Source organism: Streptomyces sp. NPDC042371 (assembly GCF_056437465.1).
The window spans coordinates 1-26,158 of record NZ_JBWKAP010000026.1 but is presented as its reverse complement, the minus strand read 5'-3'; the positions used below and the strand labels follow the sequence as shown (position 1 = coordinate 26,158).

Here is a 26,158-nt window from a genome sequence, read left to right as displayed (position 1 = left end):
CGCAATGGAACACGGCGCGCGCGCACGAGCACGCATCCGCGAGCAGCTCCTGGACGCCGGACGCGAGCACTTCAGCAACGGCACCACGGCCGAGGGCGACGCCGTCCTGGTGCAGCTGCTCAGACGGTTCAACCCGGACGACATCGTCGCCACGCTCGATGACCTGTGCCAAACGACGTGGCGCCTGCCCGACCACCGGCAGTAACTCGTGCGCAGAGCACCGGAGTTGAATCCGGCGCTCTGCGCACGTTGCTGTCCGGGGCAGACCAGACTGGGCGGGCTCACACTCCACCCGACACGCACCGTTCAGGGCATTGACAAGTGTTCAGGCTCTGAACACTATGGAGGGGTCGGGTATCCGCCCGGCCTCGCAGAAATGCGAGGGGCACGGCTCCCGCTTCCCAACGATCGCCGTACCCCTCACTCCGCAACTCACACGGAGGCACCATTGTCCATCACCCCCGTCCACACGATCCACGTTGTGCCCCAGCAAGCGCTCGACGGCTCGCGGATCCTGGCCGAACTCGCGGTTGACCCCGAGGAGTTGTCGGTGCTGAATGCCGCCGCCACCACCCTGCCCCCGCTCGCCGACGCGGTCCGCCGCGCCACCGCAGCGCCGGGCACGGAGGACGACGAGCTGCTCGCCGTGGCCCGCAGCGTGGGAGTGCTCATCGAGAGGACCCACTGATCCCATGACTTCCACCTCGCGCAGCTACCACGCACGCGCCGTCCTGACCGAGGGCGGACTGTGGCAGCCCCACATCGTCGAGCTGCCCGAGGTGGAGATCGACCCGCACCGCTCGCTCTCCCGCCTGGAGAGCGCCGTACGCCAGGCCATCGCCCGGCACGAGGACCTCGCCCCCGAGACCCTCGTGCTGGAGATGGACCACAGCACCGGCGACGCGGAGTTCGACCAGGCGCTCACCGACGCCCGGGACCTGCGGCGCGAGGCCGACCAGGTCGCCGAGCGTGCCCGCGCCGCCGCCGAGCCCCTCGCCAAGCGGCTGACACGGGCCGGAGTCTCGCAGCGCGATGCCGGAACACTGCTCGATCTCAGCGCCGCCTCGATCTCCGGCCTGATCAAGAAGAAGTAACGCACCATCACGGCCCACCGGGGACACACCCCGCCCGCCACCAACGGGCGGCCCCGGCAAGGCCACCGCACAGACCGCACACCCTGCCCAACACCAGGGAGAATCGTGTACGACTCGACACTCACCCGTGTCCCCACATGGGCGCACGGGCTGGCACACAGCCTCCAGGCCCTCGACGCCGCGGCCTCCCGCGCCCGTCACGCGTTCGACAGCGCCGACATCGCCGCCAGGGCACTGCGCACGGATGCCTCCGATGCCGACCAGGCCACCGATGCCGTCACCTCCGCGACCGTCACCTTCGACGGTTACCAGCGCACCCACATCCCGTCCGTCCTCAGCGAGATCTGCTTCTCCCATCAGGGCCTGGCCCTCTCGCTGTCCCGGGTCTGGCATCGTGCGACGTTCGCCTACGCCTACGGCACCAGCCACACCTTGACGGCCCTCGACCGCCGCCTGACCCCTCAGAACGCCACCGCGAACCAGAGCTCGCTGGTGCCGTCGCCGCCGCCGGGGTTCGGCATCGAGCTCCACGGTCTCTACGCCGTGGCGATCGACACGCAGATCGGCATCGGTGACCAGCCCTACGGCGCCGAGCCGTGGGCCACCAGCGCCCGGGCCTGGCACACGTTCGCCGACGCCGCTCAAGAGCGGGTCTGGTTTGAGCTCGCCGCCCTCGCCGACACCGACGTCACCAACGGCCGGTGAGCGCCGTGGTGAGTCCTGTGACGGTCATGTCCGCCGACGCCGCAGCCGAGTACACGCGCGCTTCCCAGATCGGCGCCGCGCGCGCCGTCGAGAAGCTCCTCAAGCGCGAGGACATCCCCCCGGTCAGCTCCTGGGAGATCACCGCCAGCGGCACGGTCCGCGGTCACCTCGCGCTGCCCGCCTGGTCCCCGTCCACCGCCGTCGGCGCCGTGCGCGCCGTGCGCGCGGTACACGGCGGGATGGTCCGCGTCCGCCGCCGCACCGATGGCGGACGCGAGCTCAGCACCCGCTTCCACTGCGCCCTGCGGCTGGTCGAACTCTGGGCTCTGGTCGAACAGCCGCGCCCCGCCGGGCCCACCGACCAGTAGCCGACCCTGGGCCCGGGCCTCGCTCGACCAAGGCCCGGGCCCAGGGCGTACCTGGTCCCGCATACCCCAGGCCGGGGCGCGTCTGCCCAACACACACCCGCCCCGGCCCGGTTCCTCACACACCGAATCCCACGGAGGACACCGCCGTGACCACAACAACCCTGTCCCGAACCCTCGTCACCGAACTCGCAGCCGAACTCGCCGCCAGTCCACTGCACTTGAACCCTGCTCCCACCCTCAAGACGACCGCCGCGGCCATCGCGGACCAGCTGCTCGGCTACGGCTCGCGGCACTCAGAGGAATCCTTCAACCAGGAGTTCGGCGACTACCCCGATCACGCGCTGGCCCGGCAGGACACCGCCCGCGCCCTGGTCACCGAGCTCGGCCCGGACACCCTGCGATCGGCCGTGACACTGGCCCTGCGCGGCACACGCGGCATGAGCACACAGCAGCCCTGGGCCGACGCCATCGCCCACCTGGGCAAGGGCGTCGAGAACCGCGACCGGCGCACCTCCCACCGCGGGCTGCTTCTCGTCCACTCCAGCCTCCTGGCCAACGAGGACCTCGTCACGGCGGCCGCGCACGAGCACCCCGACCTGACCTTCCCGCGTCAGGCCGTGGTGGCCACCGCCCGCCTCGACGGCTGCCACCGTGCCCGCTCCGACGAGGACGGTGCCGTGTGCTGCGCCCCGTGGGGCGAGGCCGACAGCTGGCACTGGGAGTTGCGCAACGTCCGTGCGCTGCCCACCCCGGTTCCCTGCACCGGTGCCGTGTACCTGTGGACCCCCGACGCGCACGTCCTGGTCGCCGTCCTCAGCCAACGGGAGAACGCCCGATGAGCGCCCCGGTCCCGCACCAGTGGCGGGAGGCCGGCGCCTCCGCCCGCCGTCACGCCCAGGAGATGCGCCGCACCGAGCTCCAGGAGATGCACCGCAGGGCACGCTTGTGGGCTCTGCCCTCCCTCGTGCTCGCCTACCTCGGCTACAGCATCGTCGACATGGTGGTCGCGGGCACACTGCCCCTGCTCGCCGCCCTGGCCATCCCGTGCCTGCTCCTGCGCCGGATCTATGAACCCAGCCCCGAGGTACGCCGCTGGCTGCTCGGCGCCGAGGGCGAACGGCGCACCGCCAGGACGCTGCTCTCCCTGACCCCGCAGCACTGGGTGGTCCTGCACGACCGCCGCGTGCCGGGGAGCAGGGCGAACCTGGATCACCTCGCGCTGGTCCCCGACGGCCTGGGCGCCGTCTACATCGACACCAAGACGACACGCGGCGGCGGCAAGGTCTCCGTCCGCGGCGGGGTGCTGCGGATCGGCCGCACCTCGTACAAGCGCGCTCTGCCCACCGTGAAGTGGGAGGCAGCCGCGGCATCCAAGGCACTGCAGGTCCCCGTCGCCGCCGTCATCGCCGTGCACGGAGCCAAAGTGCCCCGCCACGGGCTCCGCACCGACTGCGGCGTCCACATCGTCGCCGCGCACCACCTTCCCCAGACCCTCCGCAAGGTCCGTCACCAGCACGAGCCGAACGTGCTCACCGCGCTCGCAGCACGTGCCGAGGCCACCCTCCCGCGCTATACCGACTGACCGCCGCTGACGGCCCTTCATGAGGCCGCACCCCTTGTGCGGGTGCGGCCTCGTCAAGGACCGGGACAGCCGCCCGGCCCTCCCGCCGATCAAGGGAGCTACCGATGGACACCGCCCGCAGCATCGACGAGATCCAGGCGGATCTGCACGACTTCGCCGCCAGCCTCGCCCGCCTCGACACCTCCCCGCTGCCCTCCGAGCCGTTGCGTCGCGGTCACTTCCTGGGCCGCCGCACGAACCTCCTCGCCGCCCTCGCCGAGGCCAGCGAGGAGCTCCAGGAGGCGCACGCCTCCACCCCGGACCTGCTCGCCGCCGCAGCGATGACCGAGCTCATCGACCACTACGCACACCAGCTCGCCCTCGCCCGCCGTGCCGTCCAGGTCAATCTGCCGAGCGCCCTCACCGCGATCCGCGACAAGTCCGCCGCTACCCCGGAGACCCACGATGACCGCCTCTGACCGCCGCCCGTCCGCCGGGGCGACCGCTCCCCTGTCCGCCGTCATCGAGGCCATACTCCGCGAAACGTCTCTGCTCGGCCGCACCGCCGATGTATCCGGCGCCGCCGAGCGCATCATCCGGCACGTCGCCGCCCGCCTGGACCAGCACGACCTCGAGGCCTCCGAGCACCAGGCCGCGGCCGCCGCCGAGGCCGCACAGCTCCGTGAAGTCCTCGACTGTGCCACCGAGTTGAGCGTGCCCTGCCCCGATCACCTGCGTCCCGATGCCGTCGTCATCGCCCGCCGCGACCACGGCACCGGACGCTGGCAGATCTCCGACGGCATGCACGACGTCTGGACCGGCCGTCGCTGGCTCCCCGCCGTCTCGCTGACGGACGACACCATCTGGCGCTACGCCACCCGCAGCGAGGCGTACGCGGCCGCACGTGTGGCGGCGGCCGCCGAGACCGCCCGGTTCTACGCCCACCTGTACGAGATTCCGCGCGGCCACCCGCCGAAGGACCTCGTGGACGACGAGACGTACGACGAGTGGGTCGCCACCCAGATCGGCCCCCGTCAGGTCGGGGGCCGCTACCGCAACTCGTCCGGCGAATACGACGTTATCGATATCCGGCCCGGCCCTCTCCAGGGCTGGCCCATCTGGCAGATCACCGTCCGCGACGAGCACGGTGCCACCACCTCGCACTGCACGCCCTGGGACCGGTACCAGGACCAGGTTATCCAGCCGCCCGCCACCACCCCGACCGAGGGAGCAGCATGAACAACCCCAGCGCCGCCCAGCTCGCCGCATACCTCATCCAGGCAGCACGGACCGCCCGCGACGACGCCAGCCGCACAGACCACCCCGGATCCACCACGCTCGCCGACTCCGCCGCGAAGTGGGCGAAGGTCACCCAGGCACTGCACCTCGCGTACCAGGTGCAACTCAGCGCCGAATGCAAGATCTGCGCTGGCTCCGGCACCGTACCCGGACCGTGGTGCAACACCGTCCTCGCCGACTGCTCCGGAACGCCCGAGGGAGAACGGGACGACCACCACCGCCACCCGGACGCCTGCCCCAACCCCTGCCACGCTGCCTGAGGGGGCACTCGGAGAATCGGCACCCGCTGACACCCCCTGGTACTACCGTGCCGACATGGCTGCGGGTCACCCCACCGGAAGTAGGGGCGACCCGCAGCCAGTTAACAATCACAGCCAGGAAGGCACCGTTCATGACCGCAACCGCCCCCGTCCGGTGGATTCCTCCGGATCCGCAGCAGCTTCCAGAGTGGCGTGCGCAACTCGTCGACTTCACCGCGTCGGAACCGTCGAACCTCGCCATGCGCGAGGCGATCCGCGCGGGCCGCTGTTCCATCGTGCCCACCATGCGCAACGCGCCGATTGCGGCCGACACCCTCGCCGCGATCCTGCTCAACAAGGCAGAGCGGGCCCGACTCGAAGAGGCCGAGCTCTACTACGCCACGGCGGACATGACGGCCCTCGCTCTGGCCGCCGCCGCCACCCCGCCCCGGGAGCGGGTGAGCATCGACCGCCTGCCAGCCGAATCCGGGCTGATTGTGTTCGGCGAGCCCATCGGCGGTTACGTCGAGGACGTCGGGGCCGCCCTGGCGGGCACCCTCGCCGCCCGGCCGGGGGTCGATGCCAAGGTCACGACACCGATCGTGGCCGCGTCGTGGACCGCGTGGACCCCAGAGGACGTGGACGTCGAGGGCTCACCGGTGACGTGGGGCCACACCACCCGTGACGGGTACGCCGCGATTCCGCCCCGCACCCGGGGTATCTGGGTGACCTACTACAGCCCCCGGAACCTGTTCTCTGGCCTACCCCCGGAGACCGTGCTCGGCACGATGCGGGACGGATCAGTCATGACGGCCGGGATGATCGAGGCGGAACGCCACAACGTGGCGGGGGGGCCGCTCAACTGGGACAACGAGGTGTTGCTCATCGATGGCGCCGAGTTCGCCCCGGCGCGGCCCGACACCACCGACGTATGGACGCACACCCTCTACACCGCGTGGCAGCTCATGACGGCCGCGGGGGGCACCCGGTGGGCAGAGGTAGAGGAGATCCCCCGGGATCGGTCCGGCAGGAAGCGAGACGCCCGACAGGGCATCACGGACCCGTCGGCCGTACGCGTCATCAACGTCCACACCGCCCAACGGCCGCCCCGGGAAGCCGCCGCCGCCGACGCCGCAGCGAGCACCGGCCGCCGGGAACCGTCATGGTCCTGCCGGTGGCCGGTACGCCCGTACAGGCGCTCCACCTGCCTCAACCCCGGCGGCCACGCGGCCGGGGACTGCCAGCATGAGGACCGCATCGTTCCCGGACACATCAAAGGCCCACAGGACGCCCCACTTCGCACCGGCAGCACCGTGCACCTTTGGGACCGGCAGCCAGAAGCCAAGATGCAGGAGGGCTAGCGGGTGAAGGGCGAAAAACGGTGGGTCAGTACCACACTGCAACGAGTCCAAAAGCGGCTCGAAGGTGGATGCACAGAGTCAGTTCCGCACTGACTGCCAGTGAGGGCGGCGCCCTCCTGGAATCCACGGAGTTAGACAGGTATGAGCGATGACGATCTGCGGAAGCAGCTCCTGGAAGTAGCACTGACCGCTGCCGCTCGTTGCTGGCCGGTGCTCGCCCTGGAAGCGGGCGGGGCAGAGCCGGTGACGGATCGGATCATGACCGACCCTGACGAGATCAGTGGAGCGTGGGCGGTCGAGCCCTTCAACGTGGGAGTGGCAACAGGTCCTGCGGGCCTCTGTGTGATCGAGTTGCATGAGGCTGAGGTCGGCAGCGGCCTGGACCAGTTCAAGGAAGTCTGTGCGCAGCACGGGGAGTTGGTGCCACGCACCCGAACGGTTCGAACAGCGAGTGGAGGCAGCTATCTGTACTTCAGCGCACCTGGTGGCCGCAGGCTCTTCAGCACCTCAGGATCTTTGGGGACTCTGGTTGACACGCACTGCTGCGGTGGACACGTGATGGCTTCTGGGAGTGTCGTGAAGGGGCGCCGTTTCGAGACGGTGGGGCCCGCTCTCATCAACCCACTTCCGGGGTGGCTGTTGCGGCTCCTGTGAGAACCCATCGGTCATCGGTCGCGGGTTTCTAGCTAGACATGATCGACGCGCACTGGGCCACTGAACGGGAGTTCTGAGCGCAGTATCCCCCGCCCTCTGCTGCCGCAGCAGAGGGCGGGGGATACTGCGCTCATGGATGAGGAGTTGCCGCAACTGGAGGTCGACGGCGGCGAGTGGTACCGCAACGTTCCGCCATCTGCCGTCCCGATGCCCGCGGCCAACATGCCCGACCTCCACGGGAGGCCTGCCGTCGTCGTCGAGCCGGGCATCGGCGTCGTCCACGATCTGCGAGTTCTCGGCGACGCCCACCATGACACCGACGGCTCTTGGGCACACGTCGTGCCCGAACTCGACTACTGGCGGTCTCAGATCAGCCCAGGCCCCACGCACTCGCGCCGCGTCTCCCTGGATCACCTCTTCATCGAGCACCGTCTCTCCTACGATCCTGCCCCGCCGCGCAATGACCGCGCCCCCTTGGACCCCGCGAACGCGGTGCTTCGCCGCCTGGCGCCGCGCGCCGACCTTCCCGGTGTGCGTATCCCGATGCCCGCCCGGACCGTGACGCACCTGCACGGGCGCAGGATCATCCAGGTCACGCCCCTGGGGTTCTGCTGGGACCTGCGGGCCATCAGCGAGCCCTACCAGACCGACGAGGGTGACATCGCGCTCAACCTCACTTCGGCCCAGGAGTACTACCGGTGGGTCATCACCGGTGACAAACCCGCCGTCGTGCCTATCGGCCTGTACCTGCTGTGGACCGAATAGGCAGCCGCTTTACCCGTGGGCAACTGCCGTATGCTGCTTACCAGTTCAGAGCACGGAGGCCCGGCCACCACCCATGGCCGGGCCTCCGTGCTCTGTGGACTGGCTACAGCGTTCCGGCCTTCTTGACCCGCGCAAGAACAGCGTCGAACACAGCCGAGTCCTGCTCATCTGCGAATGCCTCAAGGAGCGCGACCAAGACCGTGTTGCGCGGGATCCGGCCGACCTTGAGCTTGTCGGCGATGGCGACTGCACGCCGGTCGACCGCCCGCTTCAGCTCGTCCGGGACAGCAGGAGCCTTCATTGTGGTCTTGGTGGGCCCGGCCTTCTCTATGGCGCCCGCCAGGCTCTGCGCGATGACCTTGGGGTCGTCCTCGTCGCTGAGGGCAAGATCCCCGGGCAGCAACTGGACCATCTCTCGCAAGGTCGCAGCAGTGACCTTGTCCGCGCCCACGGTCTGGACGACCATCTCGTACAGCCCGATCGCCGCCTTGAGCCCATGCTTGTTCTTCACGGGGACGATCTCTCGGACCTGCCCCTCGGGCGCGTTGTAGCCGCGGGCCGCGAGGACCTCGCCGAGCTCCCACCCGGCGCGCAGCTTGCTGCAGCGTGAGGACTTGATGCCATGCTCAAACCACGCCCACTCTTCGATGGTCTCGTAGCACCGGCCGAGTTCCGTCTTGTGCGGGAGGTTCCGGAAGAGCCTGCCGACCGCGATCGTGTCGAGCGACTTTCCGGCGATGAAGTACGCCTTGCTGAGTAGTTCGAGGCCAGCGTTGCATTCCTCGAAACGCCTCTCCTCCTCAGGCGTGAGGTCACCGTCACCAGCGGGCTCGACCGGGTCTGGGATCTTGTCCAGTCCCGGGCGGACTGCCTCAATCGCGCTCGCAACGGCCTGGGCGATCGCAGCGGCCTCTGCCTGCTCCCGCTGGCGATCCCGACCGGAGTCGACGGCCTCAAGGGTGTCGGCGGTTTCGCCGGCCTCGTCTTCGCCGCCCCAGCCGAGGTCGAAGTCGTCGTCGCTCACGCGGCTTTCACCAGCCCGGCATTCGCAGCGATGCCACGGAAGAACTGGGCCGTGTCCGTACGGGGCCTGAACTGGCAGACAGGGATGCCCTTGTTGCGTGCCTCCTTGATGTCTGCCGCGCGCACTGGCACCTCACCCAGGCACTTGACCGTGGGGTGGTTTTGCAGCAGCTCGTAGACCCTGGCGTCAAAACGGCCCATGGGCTTGGTGAGACGGCCGATGACCAGGCCGAGCACCTCGAAGTCCTCCCGCTGCGCGCGGGCCATGACCTTCCGCTGCTGGCCGAGCTGCTTCTTGAGACCGTCCATGGACCACTCGTCGACGTCGGTGTGGATGATGCTCTTGTCACAGCCGACCAGTTGGGAATCCGTGTCCAGGTCAAGGGCCGGACGCTGGTCGACGAGGATGTCGTCGAAGAGCGCGCGAAGCTTGTCGAGCATGACCTTGTACAGGGTCAGCCCGGTCCCGGTGTCCCTCAGATCGGTGGACAGGCCTGCCATATCGAGACTGGCAGGCATCACGTAGAGATTGCCGACCTTCGTCTCACGAATGAGGGGCTGCGGATCGAGGGCGTCCAGGACCACCTGCGCCTGTGTGAGGTCCTGGGGGCCCGGCGGCTTGATGCGGAATCCGGCCGTGAGGTTGCACTGCGGGTCGCCGTCGACAAGAAGAACGCGACGCCCGTGCTCAGCGAGCGCACCACCCAGGTTGATGGTCGTCGTGGTCTTTCCGACGCCACCCTTCTGGTTGCACATCGCGATGATTCGAGCTTCATCACCCGGCCGCATGCCGCCGATCACCTCGGTGGCATGCGCCTGGGCGCCGATCAAAGGCCCTGTTGAGGTTTCTGTCATGGGAAGGACGATAGTCAGACCACCCGCGAGTTCTGCGCAGCGCACCCCAATTCTCCCCGCGCGTGCACCTCGCGGCCTGACCCAGCCGACCGCACGACCCGATGCCGACCAAGATCATTCTTGCCCAATTGGGCAAGAATGATCTTGGTCGGCTAAGGGAGCTCCTCGACCTCGATGGACTGGCTGACCTTGTGCAGTTCTGCTGGCCGGGTGGTGAGCACAGGCAGGCCCGGCCGTCGAAGCGCGAGGTGGGCAGCGTGAGCCGTGCCGATGTCGACCTGAGCCATTGTCGCGAGCTCAGCGACCGCGAGTGCCGTGGGCCGATCAAGGTCATGGATGCTGAACGCTGGTGCATCCAGGGCGTGTTCAACCTGTTCACGTCGGGGAGCACCGAGGTCGAAGCCGACCAGGCCGACCGCGAGCGCAGTCGTCGGCACGTACAGAGCCTGTACCGCTTCCACTGCGTAGAAGACCCTGGCCACCATGTACGGGCCGCCCTGGGCAAGCTGTCGCACAGCTGTCGCATCGAGGATGTATCCGCCGATCATGCAACGGCGTCCTGGTCCGTCTCGCCCTTGTGCGCAGTCCTGCGGGCCCACTCAAAGGCCCTCGCCCACTCTTCGGGGTCGGAGGTCCGGGCATCGTCTGCCCAGTGCCTGATGATGCGCTCAGCACGTTCCTGACGGGCGAGATTCGCCTCCACCGAGTCCGAGACGTACGCCGAGACAGACTCGATCCGCCCGGCGTCCTGCAGCTTGCGCATAGCGGCGACGCTCTCGCTCTCAAGCGTGATGGTGATGCGTTCCTTGGCCATGCGGCCAGCATACGACCGTATGCAGATCGTAGGCAGAGCTTCGTGCGACGTACTGCCCGCCCCCGCATAAGGTCCGGCGACCCCGTCCATGGATGAGGGCCCCCGCCGTGAACGTCGGGGGCCCTCATCCATCTTGCCGCTTCACGCCGCCGTGACGAGCTCCTTGGCACGTTCGTTGAAGTCCGCCACCAGGCGATCGTTGCCGAAGGGGGTCATCCGCTGCTGAAGATCCTTGACCGCTTCCACGCAGCGGGAGCTCTTGACCTGCCGTGACAAGGCCAGGGTCCGTACGCCTGCCGCGTGTGCCGCTTCGAGGTCGCCACGCTGGAGATGTGAGACGGCGAGGACGGCCTGCGACATGGCGCCGCGGCGCGCCCTCTGCTGGCGTTGGGCATGGGCAATGGACTCCCGGGCGTGCACTTCCGCCTGCCCGGCGTCTTCGATGTCTCGGAAGACGTTGGCGTACTCGCCGTTGAGGTACGCGCCGTCGATGAACTGCGCCCATTCCTGTTCGTCCTCGGGACGCACGCGTTCAAAAGCAGCCTGGGACTTGGCGACCGCTTGGGCTGCGGCCCGCTTGTCGCCAAGCCGGGCCAGGGCGCGAGCCTCCAAGCAGTAGAGGTCAGCCAGGCAAGCTGGCGAGTTAGCCTTTGCCAGGCCAGCGCGCCCTGACTGGGCCAGGCGACGCCCTTCTGCTGGCTCTCCCAAGAGCGTGGCCTGGTCGGCCATGCCAGCGAGCACATGAGCACCCAGAGCCGCGTTGCGCGACTCGCGGGCCATGCGCAGGGACTGGACGAGGTAGCGCTGCGCCAGGGCATGCTCGCCATCGTCATATGCCATCCAACCCAAAAGGTACGTCTGCTCTGCTACGGCCTCGCACAGCGCAGAGCGCACCGGGTCGCTGCTGTCGGGATGTGTTCGACGCAGCAACGGGTAGATGTGCACGTTCATGTACGTCGCGAGCGTGTGTCGGCCGGTGCCCCCACCCTGCAGCACGTCCATCTCCTGGAAAGTGCCGAACATGTTCTTCACGGCCGTGACGTCTTCCAGGCGAACCCGCGGCCCAGGCTCCGGCTCCTGGTCCAAGGTGTCGAGCAGCCAGTCACGAGCTGGTCCCACTGCCGCGACAGCAGTGAAGGGCGCGGCGGCTAGGAATGTTCGTCGGTCCACGTCGGCTCTCCCCAGGTCGGCAACTGTCTCCACCGTAATCTCGTACGAGGCGTTGTAGAGCAGCGAGTTGTCGACGATCGGACTGTCCCCGAACCCCAGGTCGTACGTCGTCACGCGGTAACCGACTTCACCAGAGAAGATGTCGGCGAGGATCTGTGGCAGGGGTGAGCGCGGCATCTCGCCCTTGAGCCACCTTCGGACGCTCGATGCGTCAGACGAAATATGCGCCTCTCCACAGGCCTGACCTGCGGCGCAGACTCTGCGCGCGAGCTCCGAATTGCTGAGTCCGGATCTCACGAGCCAGTGCGCCAGGTGGTCGTTTGGCGTCCTCTTCACATTCAGGTCCTTGCCCTTCCGCGCGGGATGGGGATTCAACACCCTTCAACACCCCCTACCAAGGTACCGCCGGGCGGAAGTTGGCGGTTGTCTGAGGGCTGAACAGACCTTGATCGGGAGTAGGTGAGGAGCAATGCCGAACGGCACCGATGGCATCGCGAACGTGATTGCTCCGGAACCTGCTGAGTGCTGCCGGGTGGCCATGTCGTTCCCCTCCCTTGCAGTTTCTGCCAAGGCCACTCGCGCCTTCGTTTCAGAGGTTCTTGCCCACTGGGGGATCTCTGAGCGCGCCGAGGAACTCGTGTTGTGCGCATCCGAGTTGGCGACGAACGCCCTGACCCACGGCAGTTCTCACGACGATTCGTTCCTGGTCTGTGTAGCGCTCCAGAACGCCGGGCGCTGCATGCGTATCGAGGTCCATGACCGCTCGGAGCGCATGCCGAGGTCCCCCGAGCAGTCGCTGCTCGCAGGGGAGGGCCGAGGACTGCTGCTCGTCGACGAGGTCTCAGATGACTGGGGGGTGGAGCCGCGGATCAGCGGCAAGGTCGTATGGAGCGAGTTCCTGATCTCAGCGTCGGAGGCCAGCCCATGCTGACGAAGTCCGACGGACCGCGGATCAGCCCCACTGTCGCGCTGCTCACCTCGGTATCAGCCGCTCAATGGATCGAGGACACACCGAGCGGCCATGTCGCGTTCCTCTTGATCACGCATCCTCCGACTGGGGTCGGTGACGATTCCTCGTACGTCGAGGCTCGGATGCGAGGGCTGGCTGCTGCGCTTGGCCTTGCCCCTCCCAGCTCGATCATGCCGGACGTCAGCACTCGACTGATCACTGTGACCGACCAACTGGTGCTCAGCCTGGGCTCACTCACGTTCTGTCTGTCGATCCCTAACCCCGACTGGGCTGATTTCGTCCGTAGCGGGGGACCTATGGCCATCGTTGTCGGCCTTGATCCCCTGGAACCGACAGCTGAGCGCGCGGAGATCAGCACCTACCTGTCCACTCACGCCGTACACGACCGCCTGGTGCTCGGTAAGGCACGGCACCAAGCCAGCGAAGGAGAATCATGAGACGGCGGCCCGACCACCTGAGAGCGGACGACTACACGGGCGACGAGCTCAGCCAGATCCGCGACGCGGTGAGCATGACGACCAGCGAGCTGTCGACGCTCCTCACCGCCTGCGCCCCGGCGGGCCAGTGGGAGCCCACCGCGTCTGACCCTCTGGCCCAGTTAGCTGAGGCCGACGAGCTGCTCGACCGCATGTATCGGGCCCTGGGCCATGCCCGGCGTCACATCAATCAGGCAGACGACAGTGCCCTCCGCCGCTTCCTCAGCCGCGCCGCAGACTCCCCTTCTGTACCCGACGCTCTCACCTGAAGCGAGGGCCCAGACGGCTCCCGCCCGGCCTGAACCCTCCGGCGGTCGGGAGCTTGTTGAGCGGGGGTCGGTCTGCCCCTTCACCGCATCCGAGACCGACCCCCGCACCACCGGGTGATCCCCGGCTCCGCGTCTGCCCAACACACGACCGAGCCGGGGGTCCCTCGTCAGCGGACCACCATCCGCTGACGCCGGGCAGCCGCCCCGGTGCGCACACGTACGCCCCTGCTCCGCGTCTGCCCAACACACGACCAGGAACAGGGGCGTACTTGCGTGCCTCGACTGTCAACTAGCGAATCCCTCCATGCGCACCTCGTCGATACGGTGCAGCACGGCCCGCAAAGTGCCAGCCGCCTTCGTTCCGCCTGGCATGGTGGCGCTGATACGCAGCTCGTCGACGAGCTGCTCGCCGAGCCACACAACGCGTCCCTCGACCTCCTGAGTGTGGTGCCACATCGCGTAGGCACGGTGGATCGCACCCCAGTACGCGTCGCTGCCCAACTCTCGCCAGCCGCGGGCGGCTTCGAGGTAGAGCTCACAGGCCATACCCGCCAGGCCGACGCGGTAGGCGGTGTGGGCCCGCAGCTCCTTCGTCCGCCACACGTACGGGTGGGCGCTGCCATGACGCGCGACGACCTCGTCCTCCAGGTCGCGGGCCCGCCGCGTCGCCACCATGCCGAGGTCGTCGTCCAGTGCCTGGTTCACCGCCGCCACGTCCTGCGCGTACGCGGCAGCAACGGCTTTGGCGTCAGGATCGTCTGGCAGCTCCTGAGCGGCATCCGGTTCGAGTACTCCGTGCTCCGGGTCTACGACGAAGTGCCAGACGGCTCCGTCCGGGTCCGTCGCCTCGACGCGAACCGGCCTGCGCCGCTGTCGTGCGATCTGGGCGACGTGTTCCACGGCGGCCGCGCGCGCGTCGTCGAGCCCGCCGCCCTCTGCATTCATCTCTGTGCCGTCGACCCAGCTCCGGCCGTCCGAAGCCAGCGCGATCGTCACCATCGGCGTACTCATCTCGGTGCCCCCAGGGCTCAGTTGACCGTCTGCGGTGTTCCGCGGTGTGGGATGTCTGCCCGTCCGCCGGGAGGATCACATCATCTCGTCCGCCCTGCGGGAGACCCGCACCTTTGGGACTTCCGTGATGTTCGGGGCCTGGTGAGAATGGTGACGCCATTTCAAACACGGGTGGCGACACGCGGCAAGGGAGTCCCTATGATCGACTCCACACCGCTAGCCTTCAGGCTTACGTCAGTAAAAAGTTGGGGGTCGTGAGATGGACCAGGACAAGGTCGAAGAGCAGCAACCCGCGAAGCGGGAAACCTCTCGGGCAACGGCCGACCTGCCGCCACGCGAGTACGAATTCCTCGAGGAGGCACGCGTGCTCACTGCCGCGTCCACCACCGACCTCATGCGGGCCATGCTCCGCCTGCACGCCTCCGACGAGGAGTTCGCACAGCGCGTGGCCGCCGAGATCGCCCAGATCCGTCGGGAGAAGCTGGAGTCCCGTGACTCTGGCCGTACGTGGCGGCGCCGTCGTGGCCGTAATTCGGCACAGGCCAGTGGGGAGCTCTCCGTCGCATGAACCCCTGACTCATCGCGGACAGCCCGTGATGTGAGTGGGCCCGCACAAAAAATGCGAGGCCCCCGGCACCACCCGGAGACCTCGCATCCAGCTGACCGCACACCGATGACGATCCGCCTTTAGCAAGCAGGTCGTCCGCCCAATCACCACGAAAGGCATGTGTTCGGCCGGGTAGCAACCGGCCGGGTGCGCGTCTGCCCAACATTGTGAGAGTAGCAATGACTGCCTCGTACGCCGAGAGTGCCGGGTCATACGACCGATTTGTTTCCGCATTGACCGCTGCGGGATCACGCATCGCGACGCAGCGACAGCACAAGGTCAAGGCGACATGCCCGTTCCACGACGATGTGGAGCCGTCCCTCGCCGTCGACTACAAGCCAGCCGACCGCAAGACCGTCGTGTACTGCCACGCCGGGTGTGCCACTCAGGACGTCGTCAGCGCTGTCGGCCTGGAGCTCTCGGACCTCTACGACGACCCGATGCCCGAGGATCGCAAGACGAGTTGGCGGGCGATCCCGCGCGCCCGCAGCGGACGCGACGTCAAGGCGGGCACGCTGTCGAAGGCCACCCAGAAGAAGGACCCCAAGCCGTCCTGTACCGGCCGCTACGCCGAGGTGGACCGCTACGCGTACGCGGACGTCGACGGTGTCCTCGTCGGGCACAAGATCCGCCGCGAGTGCACCGGGTGCCCCACGTGCCGGGCCGACGGCGCAAAGCCGGGCAAGCGGATCTCTTGGGAGCGGACCAGCGCGGACGGGCTCGGTACTGAGCGGAAGATGCCGGAGGCGCCGCCGCTGTACCGCGCCCCGGAACTGGCTGCCGCGCCCAAGGGGTCCACGGTCTACCTGGGGGAGGGGGAGAAGGTCGTCGCGGCCGCCGAGTCCCTCGGCCTGCTCGCCACGACCAAGCCGGGCAGTGCGAGCTCCCGCTGGAACCCCGACCACACCGTGCTGCTCGCCGGGCAGCACGTCGTCGTCCTCGCCGACCGCGACGAGCCCGGATACAAGGCCGCCCGCGAGGCCAGAGACGCTCTGCTCGCCGATGCCGCCTCGGTCCGCGTGCTGCAGACGCCCATCGAGTCCAAGGGCGCCGACCTGGACGACCACGTCGCCGCAGGCCTCACCGTCGAGGACCTGGTGGCCGTGCCCGACCTCGACGACGCGCAGATCCTCACCCACCCCACCGCGGCCGCGCCCGCGCCGGTCCGCGTCGAGGGCGAGCCAATCCCCGGCGACGACGGGCGGCCCAACCGGCGTGACGAGTACACGGTCCGGCATGGCGAGCTGGTCCGCGTACTGCGCAAGCAGATCGGCCAGGACGAGGACGGCCTCCCCCAGATCGAGACCACCTTCGACACCGTGCTCGGCTGCGCGGCGCACATCGTGCGCATCGAGACCCGCGACGTCGGGGATGCCGACGCCGACCGCCCCGCCAGACCCTCCGCCCGCCCCGAGGACGACGACGGCCAGGAGGACGACGAGGTCATCGAGCAGCGCCCCACCACCGGCTACGTCCTGGAGCTCATCCACCCCAAGCACTTGGATCAGCCCGTGCTCATGCGGGTGAGCCGGAAGGCCTTCGACGATGGGTCCTGGCTGCACGACCTGCCCTGGCCCAACGTCTTCTTCCGCCGCACCCGCACCGCCATCGCGCAGATCGCCACCGCCATCAACGCCGTGAGCAGCGAGGCCGAGCGCGTCCCGGTCTACGCCGCCACCGGGTGGCGCCGTACCGAGGCCGGACAGCGGATGTACGTGCACGCCGACGGCGGGATCACCGCGCACGGGCACGTGCCCGTGCGCACCCGCTTCCCCGGCCGCCTGTCCCTGATGGGACTGCCCAGACCCAGCGCCGACCCGGCCCAGGTCCGGCAGGCCGCCCTGGCCGCCCTCTCCATCCCCGCCCACACCCCCGAGTACGCCACCGTGGCCATGCTCGGACTCGCCTTTCGCGCGCCCTACTTCCGCTGCCCCAGCTCGATCTGCCTCACCGGCCTGCCCGGCTCCGGGAAAACGGGCGTGGGCACGCTGGTGCTACGGCTCTTCGCGCCCGAACTCGACCGCAACGAGAGCCTGTTGTCCATCAGTGACACCGGCTCCACCCAGTTGGGCACCACGGAGGTGCTCTACCGGATGAAGGACGCCCTCGTGATGGGCGACGACTCCGCGCCGGACCGCTCCGTGAAGGACGCCTCGGTACGCACCTCCCGCATGGGCCGCACCCAGTACAACGGAGAAGGCCGCGTCAGGCTGAAGCAGGTCGACGGCGAGCTGGAGCTCGACGACCAGCGCGGTCCGCGCGGCTCCCTGATCCAGACCTCCGAGGTGCTCGCGTCCACCGAGTCCGCTCAGCAGCGCATGCTCACGATCCAGATGTCCCGCGCGGAGATCGACATCGATGAGCTCGCGCGGCTGTCCGACCCGGAGTTCGCCCGCCGCTGCGCGCTGCTCACCGCGTCCTACATCCGATGGATCGCCTGCGACTACGAAGCGCACTGCGCCACCGTCCGCACGCTCGCCAACTCCTACGCCTCGCAACTGCGCCCCTACTGCGGCGACCGGCCCGCCGAACACCTGGGCCAGTTCGCGACCGGCTGGCACATGCTGCTGCGCTACCTGACGGAAGTCGGCGCCGCGAGCGCCGAGGAAGCGGCAGACTGGTGGGCGCGCGCTTGGTCCGCGCTGCTCGACGCCTGCGACCGCGAGCGCAACCTGCTGGAGAACCAGACCATGCACAAGCGACTGCTCGGCTACCTCACCACCGCGTTCAACGGGCGGCACGCCTACCTCGTGGGCCCGGACGGGAAGTGCCCGGCCAACCCTGACACCGCGCTGCGCTACGGCTGGAGTGTCGGAGACAACTCCGCCGAAGATCCCGCCAACCCAAGCCGCCCGGTGCTGCGTGCCGGTGGCGTACTGCTCGGTGTGGTCACCACCGTCACCCGCGCGGACGGCACGCAAGAGGAACGGGTCTGGCTCGACCACCAGCAGGCCACCCGTATCGCCCTGCGCATGGCCGCCGAGCTGCAGGAGACGTTCACCACCACGGCCAACGTGCTGACCGAGGCACTGCGCCAGGCAAAGATCATTGAGGTGGAGTACGAGACCGCGAAGAACGGCAGGTGGGTCAAGGCCCGCCGTGCGATGCCCGGCGGCCGCCGCCGAGTGTGGGACATGCCCGCCTCCGCCCTGGATCTCAACGACGGCGACGACGGCCCCGGACAGGAGCCGGGTCCTGAGCGCCCTCCCGTACCGCCGACCCCGCAGGCCGACCCGCTCTTCGACCTCTCCGCCCTCACCCCGGCCCCCGCCCCTGCGCAGGCCAACACCCCTGCGCAGAAGGCAACTTCACCCAAGCCCGCGGCCGCCACCGCCCTCACTGCCCCGGTGCCAGCGGAGGCCACGGTCGGGCAGTCGCCCCCCCCTGCCCGGCAAACCGTTGACGACGCCGTCACCCTGCCCGAGCCCGAAGTCGTCCAAGAGCCGGTGCCCTCCGGCCTCGACGGGGACGACGTCGAGCACCAGGACGTGACCGCCGTACGGTCGGGGGCGGATGCGCCGCCCCTCGACGAGCTGCTCGACGGCCCCGACGACGGCTCACCCGACCACGGCGAGGACGATGCACCCTCTGCGGCGACCACCCCGTGGCGGGCGGCGGCCGCCGTCGCCCACACCGACGGCCTGCACCTGCCCGACGGCACCGTTGTGCCGCTCCCGCCCCTCGACGAGCTGCACGCCGGACGCCTCGCCGAGCTCGTCGACGAGCTCGGCCTGGGCCACGGAGGCGCGGCGCGCGGCTCCGGCCCCTCCAAGAAGTGGCGCCCGGACGACGGGCAGATCTACATCAGCACCGAGCTCACCGAGGCGCTCGCGCTGCCCGTCCCCGAGGACGGCCCGGCCGATGAGCGGCGCGCCTTCCTCGCCGAGCACGTCGACCACCCCTTCCTTGCCCGCGCCCGCGAGGCGGGCTGGAACGTGAACAAGTGGGGCTCTCCCACCCGCATTTGGCGCGAGCGCCCCGGCGGCGGCCGCAACCTCAGCGCGCAGCTCGTCGTCGTCCCGCACATCGCGCTCACCACCCGCTTCCTCGAGGACGCACCGGAGCCCGCGCTGCTCGCCCAGCGCCTCCAGCAGCTCGCCGACACGATCGGCATCACCTACCGCACCACTCCGGGCGTCACCGGGCACGAGCTGCTGCGCGCCACCCGCCCCAAGAAGGGCCGCCGCGCCGCCCCGCTGGAGCGTGTGGAGATGCCGCCGGTCCTGATGGAACGGCGCAATATGTACGTGGCCAAGGTGTGGGACCGCCAGCCCACCAAGGAAGAACTGCGCAAGAAGTTCGTGCTGCTCTTCGACGCGCGCGCCTCCTACCTGTCCGTGTGCGGTTCTCTGCAGGTCGGCCGCGGCCGCTGCGAGCACCGCGAGAACGCCAAGTTCGACCCGAACCTGCCGGGTCTGTGGCTGGCCCGCGCCCCCAAGTGGGAGCACTGGGGAACCTTCGACCCGTTCGGGCCGCGCAAGGACGACGGCAGCCCGCGCTGGTACCAGACGCCGACGCTCGCCTACGCGCACAAGGACCTCAAGGCCGACATCGAGGTCGTTGAGGCATGGGTGTGGCCGGACCACTACCGGATGCTGGAGTCCTGGTACCGCCAGCTCGCCAGCTCCCGAAAGGCTCTCGCGCCCGGCGCTGACGAGATGGTCGCCGCGACCTTCAAGGACGTGTACACCAACAGCATCGGCCTGTTCAACAGTGATCATCTGCGCGGGAAGCCGGAGTTCGGCACCCAAGACTCCGACACGTTCCTTCCCAACGTGCAGCAGGCCGCGCTGGCAGCCCAGCAGGCCAACCTGACGCGCACCATCATGCGGGTGGGCGAGGCCCACAACCTGTGGCCGATCGCGGTGAAGACCGACATGCTCGCGTACGTCACCGACGACCCCGACTTCTACACCGCCGTGCCCGGCCTGAAGATGGAGAAGGATCTCGGAAACTTCAAGCCGGAAGGCGCCGCGCACGCCGAGGAGATCTTCGCCCATCTGCGTCCCGGAAAGCGGTGGTTCCCCACCGCGAGCGCGTTCACCCCGGCCGAAGAGTGGGGTGAGGTCTGATGGCGATCCGCAACCAGGGCGAAGTCTTCTGGCGGGCCTGGATCGGGAAACTCCCCGACACCATCCGCGAGCGCGTCGGCCTCGTCGGCGTCGATGACGCCGCCCGCATCGCAGGCGTCACCCCGCGCACCATCAAGGAGTGGCTGCGCGACGAGGACAAGGCGCTGCCCAAGACCGTCGACCAGGCCATCAAGGAGATGGGCAGCGTCGACGAGGCCGCCCGCGCGGCGGGCGTCAAGCCGCGCACCATCAAGGACTGGCTGCGCAATGAGCGCCGCGGCCTCACTCCAGGCAAACGCCAGGCCGAACACATCGACAAGCTCACCGGCGCGGCGCAGCAGAAGCACGTCGCCAGCCAGAAACCGCGCGGCAACAAGGCCAAGCTGCACCGGGGCGTCGTCGCCTCGCCCAAGGCCCGCCAGAGCGCCATGAGCTCCCGGCGCGCGGCCCGCATGTCCAACAGCGGGGCGCATCTGCAGATGGCCGCGAAGGTCGTCATCGACACCGGCCGTCGTAAAGACGAGCGGTGGCGGGACATCAACATGAACTTCCGCGACGACGTCATGGCCGAACCGACCACCGCATTCCTCAACGGCGACGACGCCGCAGCGATGAGCAAGCTGTCCGAGGCCTTCGGGGAGCACTACGCACCCGGCACCGGCTGGCAGTTCAACGAGGTCCGCTCGATGAGCATCGGCGAGTTCAACCCGGGCCATGGCGGTGTCTTCCCCGACCCCGACCAGTACTGACACGCGGAAAGAAGGAGAACAGACATGACGGCTGTGAGCTGGTCCGGAGAGTGGGAGTGCGGCGACTGCGGGGCGCGCGGCGACGGGCAGTTCGAGGATGAGTGCTACGTCGCATCGGATCACGAGTGCGACGAGGACGCCTGAGACAGCAGCGCGCGGTGGCCGTCCCCGGTGCCCGGGGGCGGCCACCGCCGTACGGGCACGAAGAAGGCCGGTGCCCTCAGTCCGCCGAAGCGGGTGGCACGGGCACCGGCCAAACCAAGATCAAACCCCGTAAGGGAGATCTCCTCGCCACTCTATCGGTGTTCCCTCCCCGATACGGACGGCCACCGACACCCGTGGCCCGGCCGCGCGCCCCCTTGCCCTGCGTGACCAAAGCCCGATACCGTTTTTCGTACCGTTTTCCTCGGCGGTCGCCCGGCAAGGAGGCCCATGCCTCTCCAGCCTCCCCGGCCCACAAGTCCCCCTCACCGGAAGGCATTTCAATGATCCGTGCCGGGCGCAAAGAACTGGTGCGCACCCTTTCCGAAGTCGCCCAAGCGGCCGGCAAGTCCCTGGGCACATTCAAGAATCAAGGCCTGCACAGACGCCCCGGACACCCTGCGCCCATCAGCTCGGAGCACGCCAGGGTGCTGCTCTTCGACAGCGAGCAGCACGACGCGTTCCTCCGCGGCGATCCCGTCCCTGTTCTGCCGGGCGCCAACTCGCCTGACGATCTCCTCGACGCCAACGAGGTCGCCGAGCTCGTCGGCGTCTCGCCGCGCTCGTGGGAGACCTACCGGGAGGATCCCGCCCTCAAGAACGCCATGGTGACGGTCAAGTCGGTCCCGCACTGGCCCCGGTCGGCAGTCACCACGTGGAAGGCCAACCGGCCTGGAGAGGGGGCCGGTGGGGGCCGCCCCCGGGGCACCGGAGACCTGATGCCCCGCGAGGAGCTCGCCCCCCGGGCCGCCCTGCTCCTGGACCGCCGCCCGGACATCACCGCCGACCAGGCCGCCGACGAGCTCGGGGTCCATCCTGACACCGCCCAGCGCGCACTGACCGCCCTCCGGGCGCAGCGGGTACGGGACCTGCTGGAGTCGTCGGGGGAAGAGCTGACGGATCGGCAGGTCGCCGAGCGACTGGGCTTCCATCTGCGCGCGGCCCGCCATGCGCTGGCAACAGCCCGCGCGCAGCAGCGGGCAGCGGCAGCCGCCCCCTACGTCGAGGCGGTCCTGAGCGCCCTCCAGCAGGCCGGTGTGCCCGTCCTCGACCATTCCGGTCCACAGGTACGCCCCGGGGCCGCCTGCGCCGCCGTCATCCGCCTGGGTGACGAGGCGCGGGACGCCGCGCTCGTCTGGGACGAGCGATACGGCTGGCGCACCGCTCCCGCCACCGTCCGCCTGGGCAGGGAGCAGCAGCCCCCCACCGGCACCGGCATCCGCTACTTGGCCTCAGGCATCCGGCCTGAACCCGCCGACGTCGTGGCCGCGGTGAGCAGTCGCCGAACCTGACCCACCCGACGTCCAGCAGCACCGTGGTCTCCCGCCGCCAGCGGGAGACCACAGCCATTTCCCGTCTCGGCGGGTGGTGGGGGAGCAGCATCAACTCCGGCGCAGCACAACGGAGTTGGGAGCAGCACTCACTCCGGGGTGGCGGGGGTGGCGCCGCACCCCGCCGCGCCAAGGGCGGCCGCTCCGCGCCCACCCGCGTGCCGCCCGACGCTCCGCGCCAGACGGACCGGCCGCTCCGCGCCCTCACGCAGTCCGGCACCCGCGCGGCCGCTCCGCGCCCGCCCGTGCGCTCCGCGCTGCCGGACCGGCCTCCCTCCCGGGAGGCCGCGCGGCGAGGGTGCGGCGCCACCCCCGCCACCCCGGTAGGCCAGTAGGCCACCCCGAAAACCACGCCCTGACCAGCAACAACGCCCCACCAGACCCCCCATGGCCTACCGGCCTACCGGCCAGAAAAAAGGGCCCCCAAAGATCGCGTGTCTCCCCACATTTGTGACGGAAACCCGATACTGTTTTACATGTCGGAAGGCAGTGGCAGCCCACCGACAAACCAAGATCACCACCAACCCCAAAGGGGACACCCATGACCTCTGCACCCACCCACCGTTTCGAGCTCTCCCTCACGGTGAGGATCGAGCCCAACGGCCTCCTCGTCGAGCAGCTCACCGCCGACCCCGCCCGCACTGTCGACCTCGACCACGCCCTCTCGGGTGACGCCCCGTACAACACGCTGCCGCTCATCGACGGCGTCGAGCTGCACCACCAACCGGCCAGCGACCAGGCCCGCAACCCGGTGGCATCCTTCCTCGCCTGCTACTACGGGCACCCCGGGTTCGACATCCGGGGGACCGCCCTCATCACCGGCGACAGCAACGAGAGCGACACCGCCCCCGCCATCCCCCGCGACAGCGCGCTCACGATCCTCCACACGCTCCGCGAGATCTCCCACGTCCTCTACGGCAGCGCAGTTCGCGGGTGCCTTTCCTCGGACGCCTGACGCCCTCCAGGGCGGCTGCCGCCAGCGCGGCCGCCCTCCCGCGTCACGCCCCCACCACGAAAGGCGCCACCGTGACCTCCACCACCGAACCCACCAAGCCCCCCTACTCCATCGGCCCCAGCGACGAGTCGTGCAGCCGCCGCGTCACCACCCTCGACGGCGCGCACCTCGGCCGCATCTACCGCTGGCATGGGGACTGGCACGCCGTCTCCTTCGGCCACACCACCACCCAGCACCCCACCCGCGACGCGGCCGCCGCCCACCTCGTCGCCCTGTCCGACGGCACCGCACCCCCGGAGCCGATCAAGACCACGCCGACGCCGCAGACCACCGCACGGCCCAGTCACCCCCACCTGCTCCATCCGCGACTGCGGCCCACCCCCCGCAACATCGCATCGGCCTCTACCGCGCTGGCGCGCCTCGCCGAGCTCGCCTGGAAGCCGCTGGAGGGCTACCCCGGAGCCGACAACCGCTGGCGCATGCAGTGCCTTCTGTGCGGCTGGCAGGGCGACCGCTTCTGGTCCCACCTCAGGGGCCGCAACCAGGACCGCACGCCGCGCCCCAAGATCCGGCACAAGGGCTGCATCCCCATCGACGAGCACGCCAAGATGATCAGCGACCTCACCCGCGAGCCCGCCGCCGCCTGCCACTGCGTGTTCGCGCACCCGACCACAACCGACGAGGCTGCCGAGCTGCTGGGGCTGCTCACCTACAGCCGCCGCATCAATGACGGCCAAGGGCTGCTCATCCACCTCACCCGGCTGCTCGGACCCTGCCCCGCGGCCGCCGCCCGCGCCAAGGCCCTCAGGGAGCTCAGCGGCACCCCGAAGGCATAACACGCCCCGCCGGGACGGCAGTTGACTCTGCCGTCTCGGCGGGTGGTGGGGGAGCAGCATCAACTCCGGCGCAGCACAACGGAGTTGGGAGCAGCACTCACTCCGGGGTGGCGGGGGTGGCGCCGCACCCCGCCGCGCCAAGGGCGGCCGCTCCGCGCCCACCCGCGTGCCGCCCGACGCTCCGCGCCAGACGGACCGGCCGCTCCGCGCCCTCACGCAGTCCGGCACCCGCGCGGCCGCTCCGCGCCCGCCCGTGCGCTCCGCGCTGCCGGACCGGCCTCCCTCCCGGGAGGCCGCGCGGCGAGGGTGCGGCGCCACCCCCGCCACCCCGGTAGGCCAGTAGGCCACCCCGAAAACCACGCCCTGACCAGCAACAACGCCCCACCAGACCCCCCATGGCCTACCGGCCTACCGGCCAGAAAAAAGGGCCCCCAAAGATCGCGTGTCTCCCCACATTTGTGACGGAAACCCGATACTGTTTTACATGTCGGAAGGCAGTGGCAGCCCACCGACAAACCAAGATCACCACCAACCCCAAAGGGGACACCCATGTTCGACGAGACCACCAACAGCTTCGCCGTGATCATCAAGCCGACCGGCGAGTTCGAGATCATCGAGTGGCCCGAAGGCACCCCCAACCAGATGCAGACCGCATCCCAGGCCATCGGCTGCACCCTCGTACACCCCGTCGACCTCCCCGACCTCACCATGTGGCTCTCCTCGAAGCCGCTCACCCTGCCCTACAACCGGCCCGCGACCCGCGTCTGCGCCACCCTTCAGCCCATCTACCAGGGCTACCACGGCACCGCCCTCTTCACTGGCGCGCCCGACTACCAGGGCATCACCCAAGGGCTCGGCAAGGACCGCGCGCTGGCCCTCATCGAGACCCACCTGCTCGTGCTGGACGCCGAGGTTCCCACACAGCGCACCGCCACCAACTGACTCACCCTCACCTCCCGCCCCGGGGCCTAGCCCCACCCGAGGCCCCGGGGCCCTCACTAAAGGAAGGGAAGTCAAATGCAGTTCACACTCATCTGTGACTGGGTCGACGAAGTGATGGCCCTTCTCGACGACCGATTCATCATCGTCGTCGAAAGCCCCGATTACGACACCGCCCTCCTCAGAGGAGCAGAAGCGACCCTCGCCCATTACCCACAACTCGGCGAGATCCACACGCCTAGCACCCTTTGGCAGGGCGACGACGGGGCATTCGTGACGACCGCCCTACGGGGCGACTTCTCAAAGTCAGTAATCGGCCACGCGCAGTGCGACATCTTCTACGCCTAGCAAGCCACCAGGGAGGAACAGACACATGACCGCTCACCCCGCCCCCGGCGCCGAGTACCCGTACGCCGTCTCCGACATCGCCCACCAGGCCGCCAAAATCCTCGGCCACCGATGGGGATCAGAATCTGGCTACTGGGGCACTACTGGACAGATCCACACTCCCCACGGCGACACCGTACACATCGGCATCGACCACGAAGGGGATCTTTACGTAGACGGCCCCATCCCCATTGAACCCGTCTACCTCGAATCCGAAACCGCACCGCAAAACCTCGAAGAACTTGAGGCCACCGCAAAGACCGTCGCCGAAATTATTCGCGACATCACCTAACCCTCCACTCCCATGAAAGGAGTTCCCTGAATCCGCAAAGCGGATTCAGGGAACTCCTTTTTGCCACAACCAAGAAGGGGGCGGGAATTGAATTCCGCTTTAGCGGAATTCCGCTATTGGCTTCCTGCGCGAAGCGCAGGAATTAAGCCTAGCGG

At 69.0% G+C, this 26,158-nt stretch carries 31 protein-coding genes; 25 read left to right on the top strand and 6 right to left on the bottom strand.

Annotated elements, in window-relative coordinates; all coding sequences use genetic code 11:
* Positions 1-4 precede the first annotated feature (4 nt).
* The 13 genes from AC068B_RS40685 to AC068B_RS40625 all read left to right on the top strand — a co-directional run bounded on the left by AC068B_RS40685 (position 5) and on the right by AC068B_RS40625 (position 8,046).
* The gene (locus AC068B_RS40685) at positions 5-205 is read left to right on the top strand and encodes a hypothetical protein (protein WP_478676497.1); all 201 of its coding nucleotides are present in this window, start codon (positions 5-7) and stop codon (positions 203-205) included.
* A gap of 276 nt (positions 206-481) precedes the next feature.
* The gene (locus tag AC068B_RS40680) at positions 482-688 is read left to right on the top strand and encodes a hypothetical protein (protein WP_478676496.1); all 207 of its coding nucleotides are present in this window, start codon (positions 482-484) and stop codon (positions 686-688) included.
* A gap of 4 nt (positions 689-692) precedes the next feature.
* Entirely contained in the window at positions 693-1,094 is a 402-nt protein-coding gene (locus tag AC068B_RS40675; protein WP_478676495.1) for a hypothetical protein, read from the top strand.
* Positions 1,095-1,199: 105 nt separating this feature from the next.
* Complete coding sequence (locus AC068B_RS40670; RefSeq protein WP_478676494.1) at positions 1,200-1,799, top strand: hypothetical protein; 600 nt, start codon at positions 1,200-1,202, stop codon at positions 1,797-1,799.
* On the top strand, positions 1,796-2,167 hold the full coding sequence (locus AC068B_RS40665) for a hypothetical protein (RefSeq protein WP_478676493.1): 372 nt from the start codon (positions 1,796-1,798) through the stop codon (positions 2,165-2,167). Before AC068B_RS40670 ends, AC068B_RS40665 begins: the two co-directional genes overlap by 4 nt.
* Positions 2,168-2,313: 146 nt before the next feature.
* A complete protein-coding gene (locus AC068B_RS40660) occupies positions 2,314-3,006 on the top strand; it encodes an ASCH domain-containing protein (protein ID WP_478676492.1) in 693 nt (230 codons plus the stop codon).
* Entirely contained in the window at positions 3,003-3,749 is a 747-nt protein-coding gene (locus tag AC068B_RS40655) for a nuclease-related domain-containing protein (RefSeq protein WP_478676491.1), read from the top strand. Before AC068B_RS40660 ends, AC068B_RS40655 begins: the two co-directional genes overlap by 4 nt.
* A 104-nt stretch (positions 3,750-3,853) precedes the next feature.
* On the top strand, positions 3,854-4,207 hold the full coding sequence (locus AC068B_RS40650; protein WP_478676490.1) for a hypothetical protein: 354 nt from the start codon (positions 3,854-3,856) through the stop codon (positions 4,205-4,207).
* The gene (locus tag AC068B_RS40645; protein ID WP_478676489.1) at positions 4,194-4,967 is read left to right on the top strand and encodes a hypothetical protein; all 774 of its coding nucleotides are present in this window, start codon (positions 4,194-4,196) and stop codon (positions 4,965-4,967) included. The genes AC068B_RS40650 and AC068B_RS40645 overlap by 14 nt, the downstream gene beginning before the upstream one ends.
* A complete protein-coding gene (locus AC068B_RS40640) occupies positions 4,964-5,287 on the top strand; it encodes a hypothetical protein (RefSeq protein WP_478676488.1) in 324 nt (107 codons plus the stop codon). The genes AC068B_RS40645 and AC068B_RS40640 overlap by 4 nt, the downstream gene beginning before the upstream one ends.
* Positions 5,288-5,418: 131 nt before the next feature.
* The gene (locus AC068B_RS40635) at positions 5,419-6,627 is read left to right on the top strand and encodes a hypothetical protein (RefSeq protein ID WP_478676487.1); all 1,209 of its coding nucleotides are present in this window, start codon (positions 5,419-5,421) and stop codon (positions 6,625-6,627) included.
* A gap of 141 nt (positions 6,628-6,768) precedes the next feature.
* Positions 6,769-7,281 carry a bifunctional DNA primase/polymerase gene (locus AC068B_RS40630; protein ID WP_478676486.1) on the top strand — a complete coding sequence of 171 codons (513 nt, stop codon included), beginning with the start codon at positions 6,769-6,771 and terminating at the stop codon, positions 7,279-7,281.
* Between the two features lie 132 nt (positions 7,282-7,413).
* Entirely contained in the window at positions 7,414-8,046 is a 633-nt protein-coding gene (locus AC068B_RS40625) for a hypothetical protein (protein ID WP_478676485.1), read from the top strand.
* A 103-nt stretch (positions 8,047-8,149) separates the two neighbouring features.
* Here the strand turns inward: AC068B_RS40625 and AC068B_RS40620 are convergent, their stop codons facing one another.
* From AC068B_RS40620 to AC068B_RS40600, 5 genes are all read right to left on the bottom strand, one after another.
* Positions 8,150-9,070: a hypothetical protein gene (locus AC068B_RS40620; protein ID WP_478676484.1), complete on the bottom strand. Its 921-nt coding sequence runs from the start codon at positions 9,068-9,070 to the stop codon at positions 8,150-8,152.
* A complete protein-coding gene (locus AC068B_RS40615) occupies positions 9,067-9,924 on the bottom strand; it encodes a ParA family protein (protein ID WP_478676483.1) in 858 nt (285 codons plus the stop codon). Before AC068B_RS40615 ends, AC068B_RS40620 begins: the two co-directional genes overlap by 4 nt.
* 152 nt (positions 9,925-10,076) lie before the next feature.
* Complete coding sequence (locus tag AC068B_RS40610) at positions 10,077-10,472, bottom strand: hypothetical protein (RefSeq protein WP_478676482.1); 396 nt, start codon at positions 10,470-10,472, stop codon at positions 10,077-10,079.
* Positions 10,469-10,738: a hypothetical protein gene (locus AC068B_RS40605; protein ID WP_478676481.1), complete on the bottom strand. Its 270-nt coding sequence runs from the start codon at positions 10,736-10,738 to the stop codon at positions 10,469-10,471. The genes AC068B_RS40610 and AC068B_RS40605 overlap by 4 nt, the downstream gene beginning before the upstream one ends.
* A 141-nt stretch (positions 10,739-10,879) precedes the next feature.
* Positions 10,880-12,085: a transcriptional regulator gene (locus AC068B_RS40600; protein ID WP_478676480.1), complete on the bottom strand. Its 1,206-nt coding sequence runs from the start codon at positions 12,083-12,085 to the stop codon at positions 10,880-10,882.
* 292 nt (positions 12,086-12,377) lie between these two features.
* On the opposite strand from AC068B_RS40600, the gene AC068B_RS40595 reads away from it, so the two are divergent.
* The 3 genes from AC068B_RS40595 to AC068B_RS40585 are packed head-to-tail and all read left to right on the top strand — an operon-like array spanning position 12,378 to position 13,623.
* Entirely contained in the window at positions 12,378-12,839 is a 462-nt protein-coding gene (locus AC068B_RS40595) for an ATP-binding protein (protein ID WP_478676479.1), read from the top strand.
* Positions 12,833-13,315, top strand: a complete 483-nt coding sequence (locus AC068B_RS40590) for a hypothetical protein (RefSeq protein WP_478676478.1) — start codon at positions 12,833-12,835, stop codon at positions 13,313-13,315. The genes AC068B_RS40595 and AC068B_RS40590 overlap by 7 nt, the downstream gene beginning before the upstream one ends.
* Positions 13,312-13,623 (top strand): hypothetical protein, encoded by a 312-nt coding sequence (locus AC068B_RS40585; RefSeq protein ID WP_478676477.1) that lies wholly within the window; start codon positions 13,312-13,314, stop codon positions 13,621-13,623. The genes AC068B_RS40590 and AC068B_RS40585 overlap by 4 nt, the downstream gene beginning before the upstream one ends.
* 285 nt (positions 13,624-13,908) lie before the next feature.
* Here AC068B_RS40585 and AC068B_RS40580 read toward each other — a convergent pair whose 3' ends face one another.
* Complete coding sequence (locus AC068B_RS40580) at positions 13,909-14,634, bottom strand: hypothetical protein (protein WP_478676476.1); 726 nt, start codon at positions 14,632-14,634, stop codon at positions 13,909-13,911.
* Positions 14,635-14,893: 259 nt separating this feature from the next.
* On the opposite strand from AC068B_RS40580, the gene AC068B_RS40575 reads away from it, so the two are divergent.
* From AC068B_RS40575 to AC068B_RS40535, 9 genes are all read left to right on the top strand, one after another.
* Positions 14,894-15,202 (top strand): hypothetical protein, encoded by a 309-nt coding sequence (locus AC068B_RS40575; protein WP_478676475.1) that lies wholly within the window; start codon positions 14,894-14,896, stop codon positions 15,200-15,202.
* A 272-nt stretch (positions 15,203-15,474) separates the two neighbouring features.
* Positions 15,475-20,313 carry a hypothetical protein gene (locus AC068B_RS40570; protein ID WP_478676474.1) on the top strand — a complete coding sequence of 1,613 codons (4,839 nt, stop codon included), beginning with the start codon at positions 15,475-15,477 and terminating at the stop codon, positions 20,311-20,313.
* Positions 20,313-21,062 (top strand): MerR family transcriptional regulator, encoded by a 750-nt coding sequence (locus AC068B_RS40565; protein WP_478676473.1) that lies wholly within the window; start codon positions 20,313-20,315, stop codon positions 21,060-21,062. Before AC068B_RS40570 ends, AC068B_RS40565 begins: the two co-directional genes overlap by 1 nt.
* A gap of 629 nt (positions 21,063-21,691) precedes the next feature.
* Complete coding sequence (locus AC068B_RS40560) at positions 21,692-22,555, top strand: DUF6292 family protein (RefSeq protein ID WP_478676472.1); 864 nt, start codon at positions 21,692-21,694, stop codon at positions 22,553-22,555.
* A gap of 580 nt (positions 22,556-23,135) precedes the next feature.
* On the top strand, positions 23,136-23,549 hold the full coding sequence (locus AC068B_RS40555) for a hypothetical protein (protein WP_478676471.1): 414 nt from the start codon (positions 23,136-23,138) through the stop codon (positions 23,547-23,549).
* 71 nt (positions 23,550-23,620) lie between these two features.
* Positions 23,621-24,385 (top strand): hypothetical protein, encoded by a 765-nt coding sequence (locus tag AC068B_RS40550; protein WP_478676470.1) that lies wholly within the window; start codon positions 23,621-23,623, stop codon positions 24,383-24,385.
* Positions 24,386-24,934: 549 nt separating this feature from the next.
* Positions 24,935-25,327: a DUF3846 domain-containing protein gene (locus AC068B_RS40545; protein ID WP_478676469.1), complete on the top strand. Its 393-nt coding sequence runs from the start codon at positions 24,935-24,937 to the stop codon at positions 25,325-25,327.
* Between the two features lie 75 nt (positions 25,328-25,402).
* A complete protein-coding gene (locus AC068B_RS40540; RefSeq protein WP_478676468.1) occupies positions 25,403-25,672 on the top strand; it encodes a hypothetical protein in 270 nt (89 codons plus the stop codon).
* 25 nt (positions 25,673-25,697) lie between these two features.
* Entirely contained in the window at positions 25,698-26,003 is a 306-nt protein-coding gene (locus AC068B_RS40535) for a hypothetical protein (RefSeq protein ID WP_478676467.1), read from the top strand.
* The last annotated feature ends 155 nt before the right edge of the window (positions 26,004-26,158 follow it).

What these genes read in the sequence shown, in the direction of transcription:
- AC068B_RS40655 (WP_478676491.1), top strand. Translation starts at nt 3,003, where the DNA reads ATGAGCGCCCCGGTCCCGCACCAGTGGCGGGAGGCCGGCGCCTCCGCC.
- AC068B_RS40640 (WP_478676488.1), top strand. Translation starts at nt 4,964, where the DNA reads ATGAACAACCCCAGCGCCGCCCAGCTCGCCGCATACCTCATCCAGGCA.
- AC068B_RS40540 (WP_478676468.1), top strand. Translation starts at nt 25,403, where the DNA reads ATGCAGTTCACACTCATCTGTGACTGGGTCGACGAAGTGATGGCCCTT.
- AC068B_RS40535 (WP_478676467.1), top strand. Translation starts at nt 25,698, where the DNA reads ATGACCGCTCACCCCGCCCCCGGCGCCGAGTACCCGTACGCCGTCTCC.
- AC068B_RS40650 (WP_478676490.1), top strand. Translation starts at nt 3,854, where the DNA reads ATGGACACCGCCCGCAGCATCGACGAGATCCAGGCGGATCTGCACGAC.
- AC068B_RS40595 (WP_478676479.1), top strand. Translation starts at nt 12,378, where the DNA reads ATGCCGAACGGCACCGATGGCATCGCGAACGTGATTGCTCCGGAACCT.
- AC068B_RS40635 (WP_478676487.1), top strand. Translation starts at nt 5,419, where the DNA reads ATGACCGCAACCGCCCCCGTCCGGTGGATTCCTCCGGATCCGCAGCAG.
- AC068B_RS40545 (WP_478676469.1), top strand. Translation starts at nt 24,935, where the DNA reads ATGTTCGACGAGACCACCAACAGCTTCGCCGTGATCATCAAGCCGACC.
- AC068B_RS40685 (WP_478676497.1), top strand. Translation starts at nt 5, where the DNA reads ATGGAACACGGCGCGCGCGCACGAGCACGCATCCGCGAGCAGCTCCTG.
- AC068B_RS40565 (WP_478676473.1), top strand. Translation starts at nt 20,313, where the DNA reads ATGGCGATCCGCAACCAGGGCGAAGTCTTCTGGCGGGCCTGGATCGGG.
- AC068B_RS40590 (WP_478676478.1), top strand. Translation starts at nt 12,833, where the DNA reads ATGCTGACGAAGTCCGACGGACCGCGGATCAGCCCCACTGTCGCGCTG.
- AC068B_RS40630 (WP_478676486.1), top strand. Translation starts at nt 6,769, where the DNA reads ATGAGCGATGACGATCTGCGGAAGCAGCTCCTGGAAGTAGCACTGACC.
- AC068B_RS40555 (WP_478676471.1), top strand. Translation starts at nt 23,136, where the DNA reads ATGACCTCTGCACCCACCCACCGTTTCGAGCTCTCCCTCACGGTGAGG.
- AC068B_RS40610 (WP_478676482.1), bottom strand. Translation starts at nt 10,472, where the DNA reads ATGATCGGCGGATACATCCTCGATGCGACAGCTGTGCGACAGCTTGCC.
- AC068B_RS40575 (WP_478676475.1), top strand. Translation starts at nt 14,894, where the DNA reads ATGGACCAGGACAAGGTCGAAGAGCAGCAACCCGCGAAGCGGGAAACC.
- AC068B_RS40675 (WP_478676495.1), top strand. Translation starts at nt 693, where the DNA reads ATGACTTCCACCTCGCGCAGCTACCACGCACGCGCCGTCCTGACCGAG.
- AC068B_RS40605 (WP_478676481.1), bottom strand. Translation starts at nt 10,738, where the DNA reads ATGGCCAAGGAACGCATCACCATCACGCTTGAGAGCGAGAGCGTCGCC.
- AC068B_RS40600 (WP_478676480.1), bottom strand. Translation starts at nt 12,085, where the DNA reads ATGCCGCGCTCACCCCTGCCACAGATCCTCGCCGACATCTTCTCTGGT.
- AC068B_RS40625 (WP_478676485.1), top strand. Translation starts at nt 7,414, where the DNA reads ATGGATGAGGAGTTGCCGCAACTGGAGGTCGACGGCGGCGAGTGGTAC.
- AC068B_RS40615 (WP_478676483.1), bottom strand. Translation starts at nt 9,924, where the DNA reads ATGACAGAAACCTCAACAGGGCCTTTGATCGGCGCCCAGGCGCATGCC.
- AC068B_RS40580 (WP_478676476.1), bottom strand. Translation starts at nt 14,634, where the DNA reads ATGAGTACGCCGATGGTGACGATCGCGCTGGCTTCGGACGGCCGGAGC.
- AC068B_RS40585 (WP_478676477.1), top strand. Translation starts at nt 13,312, where the DNA reads ATGAGACGGCGGCCCGACCACCTGAGAGCGGACGACTACACGGGCGAC.
- AC068B_RS40645 (WP_478676489.1), top strand. Translation starts at nt 4,194, where the DNA reads ATGACCGCCTCTGACCGCCGCCCGTCCGCCGGGGCGACCGCTCCCCTG.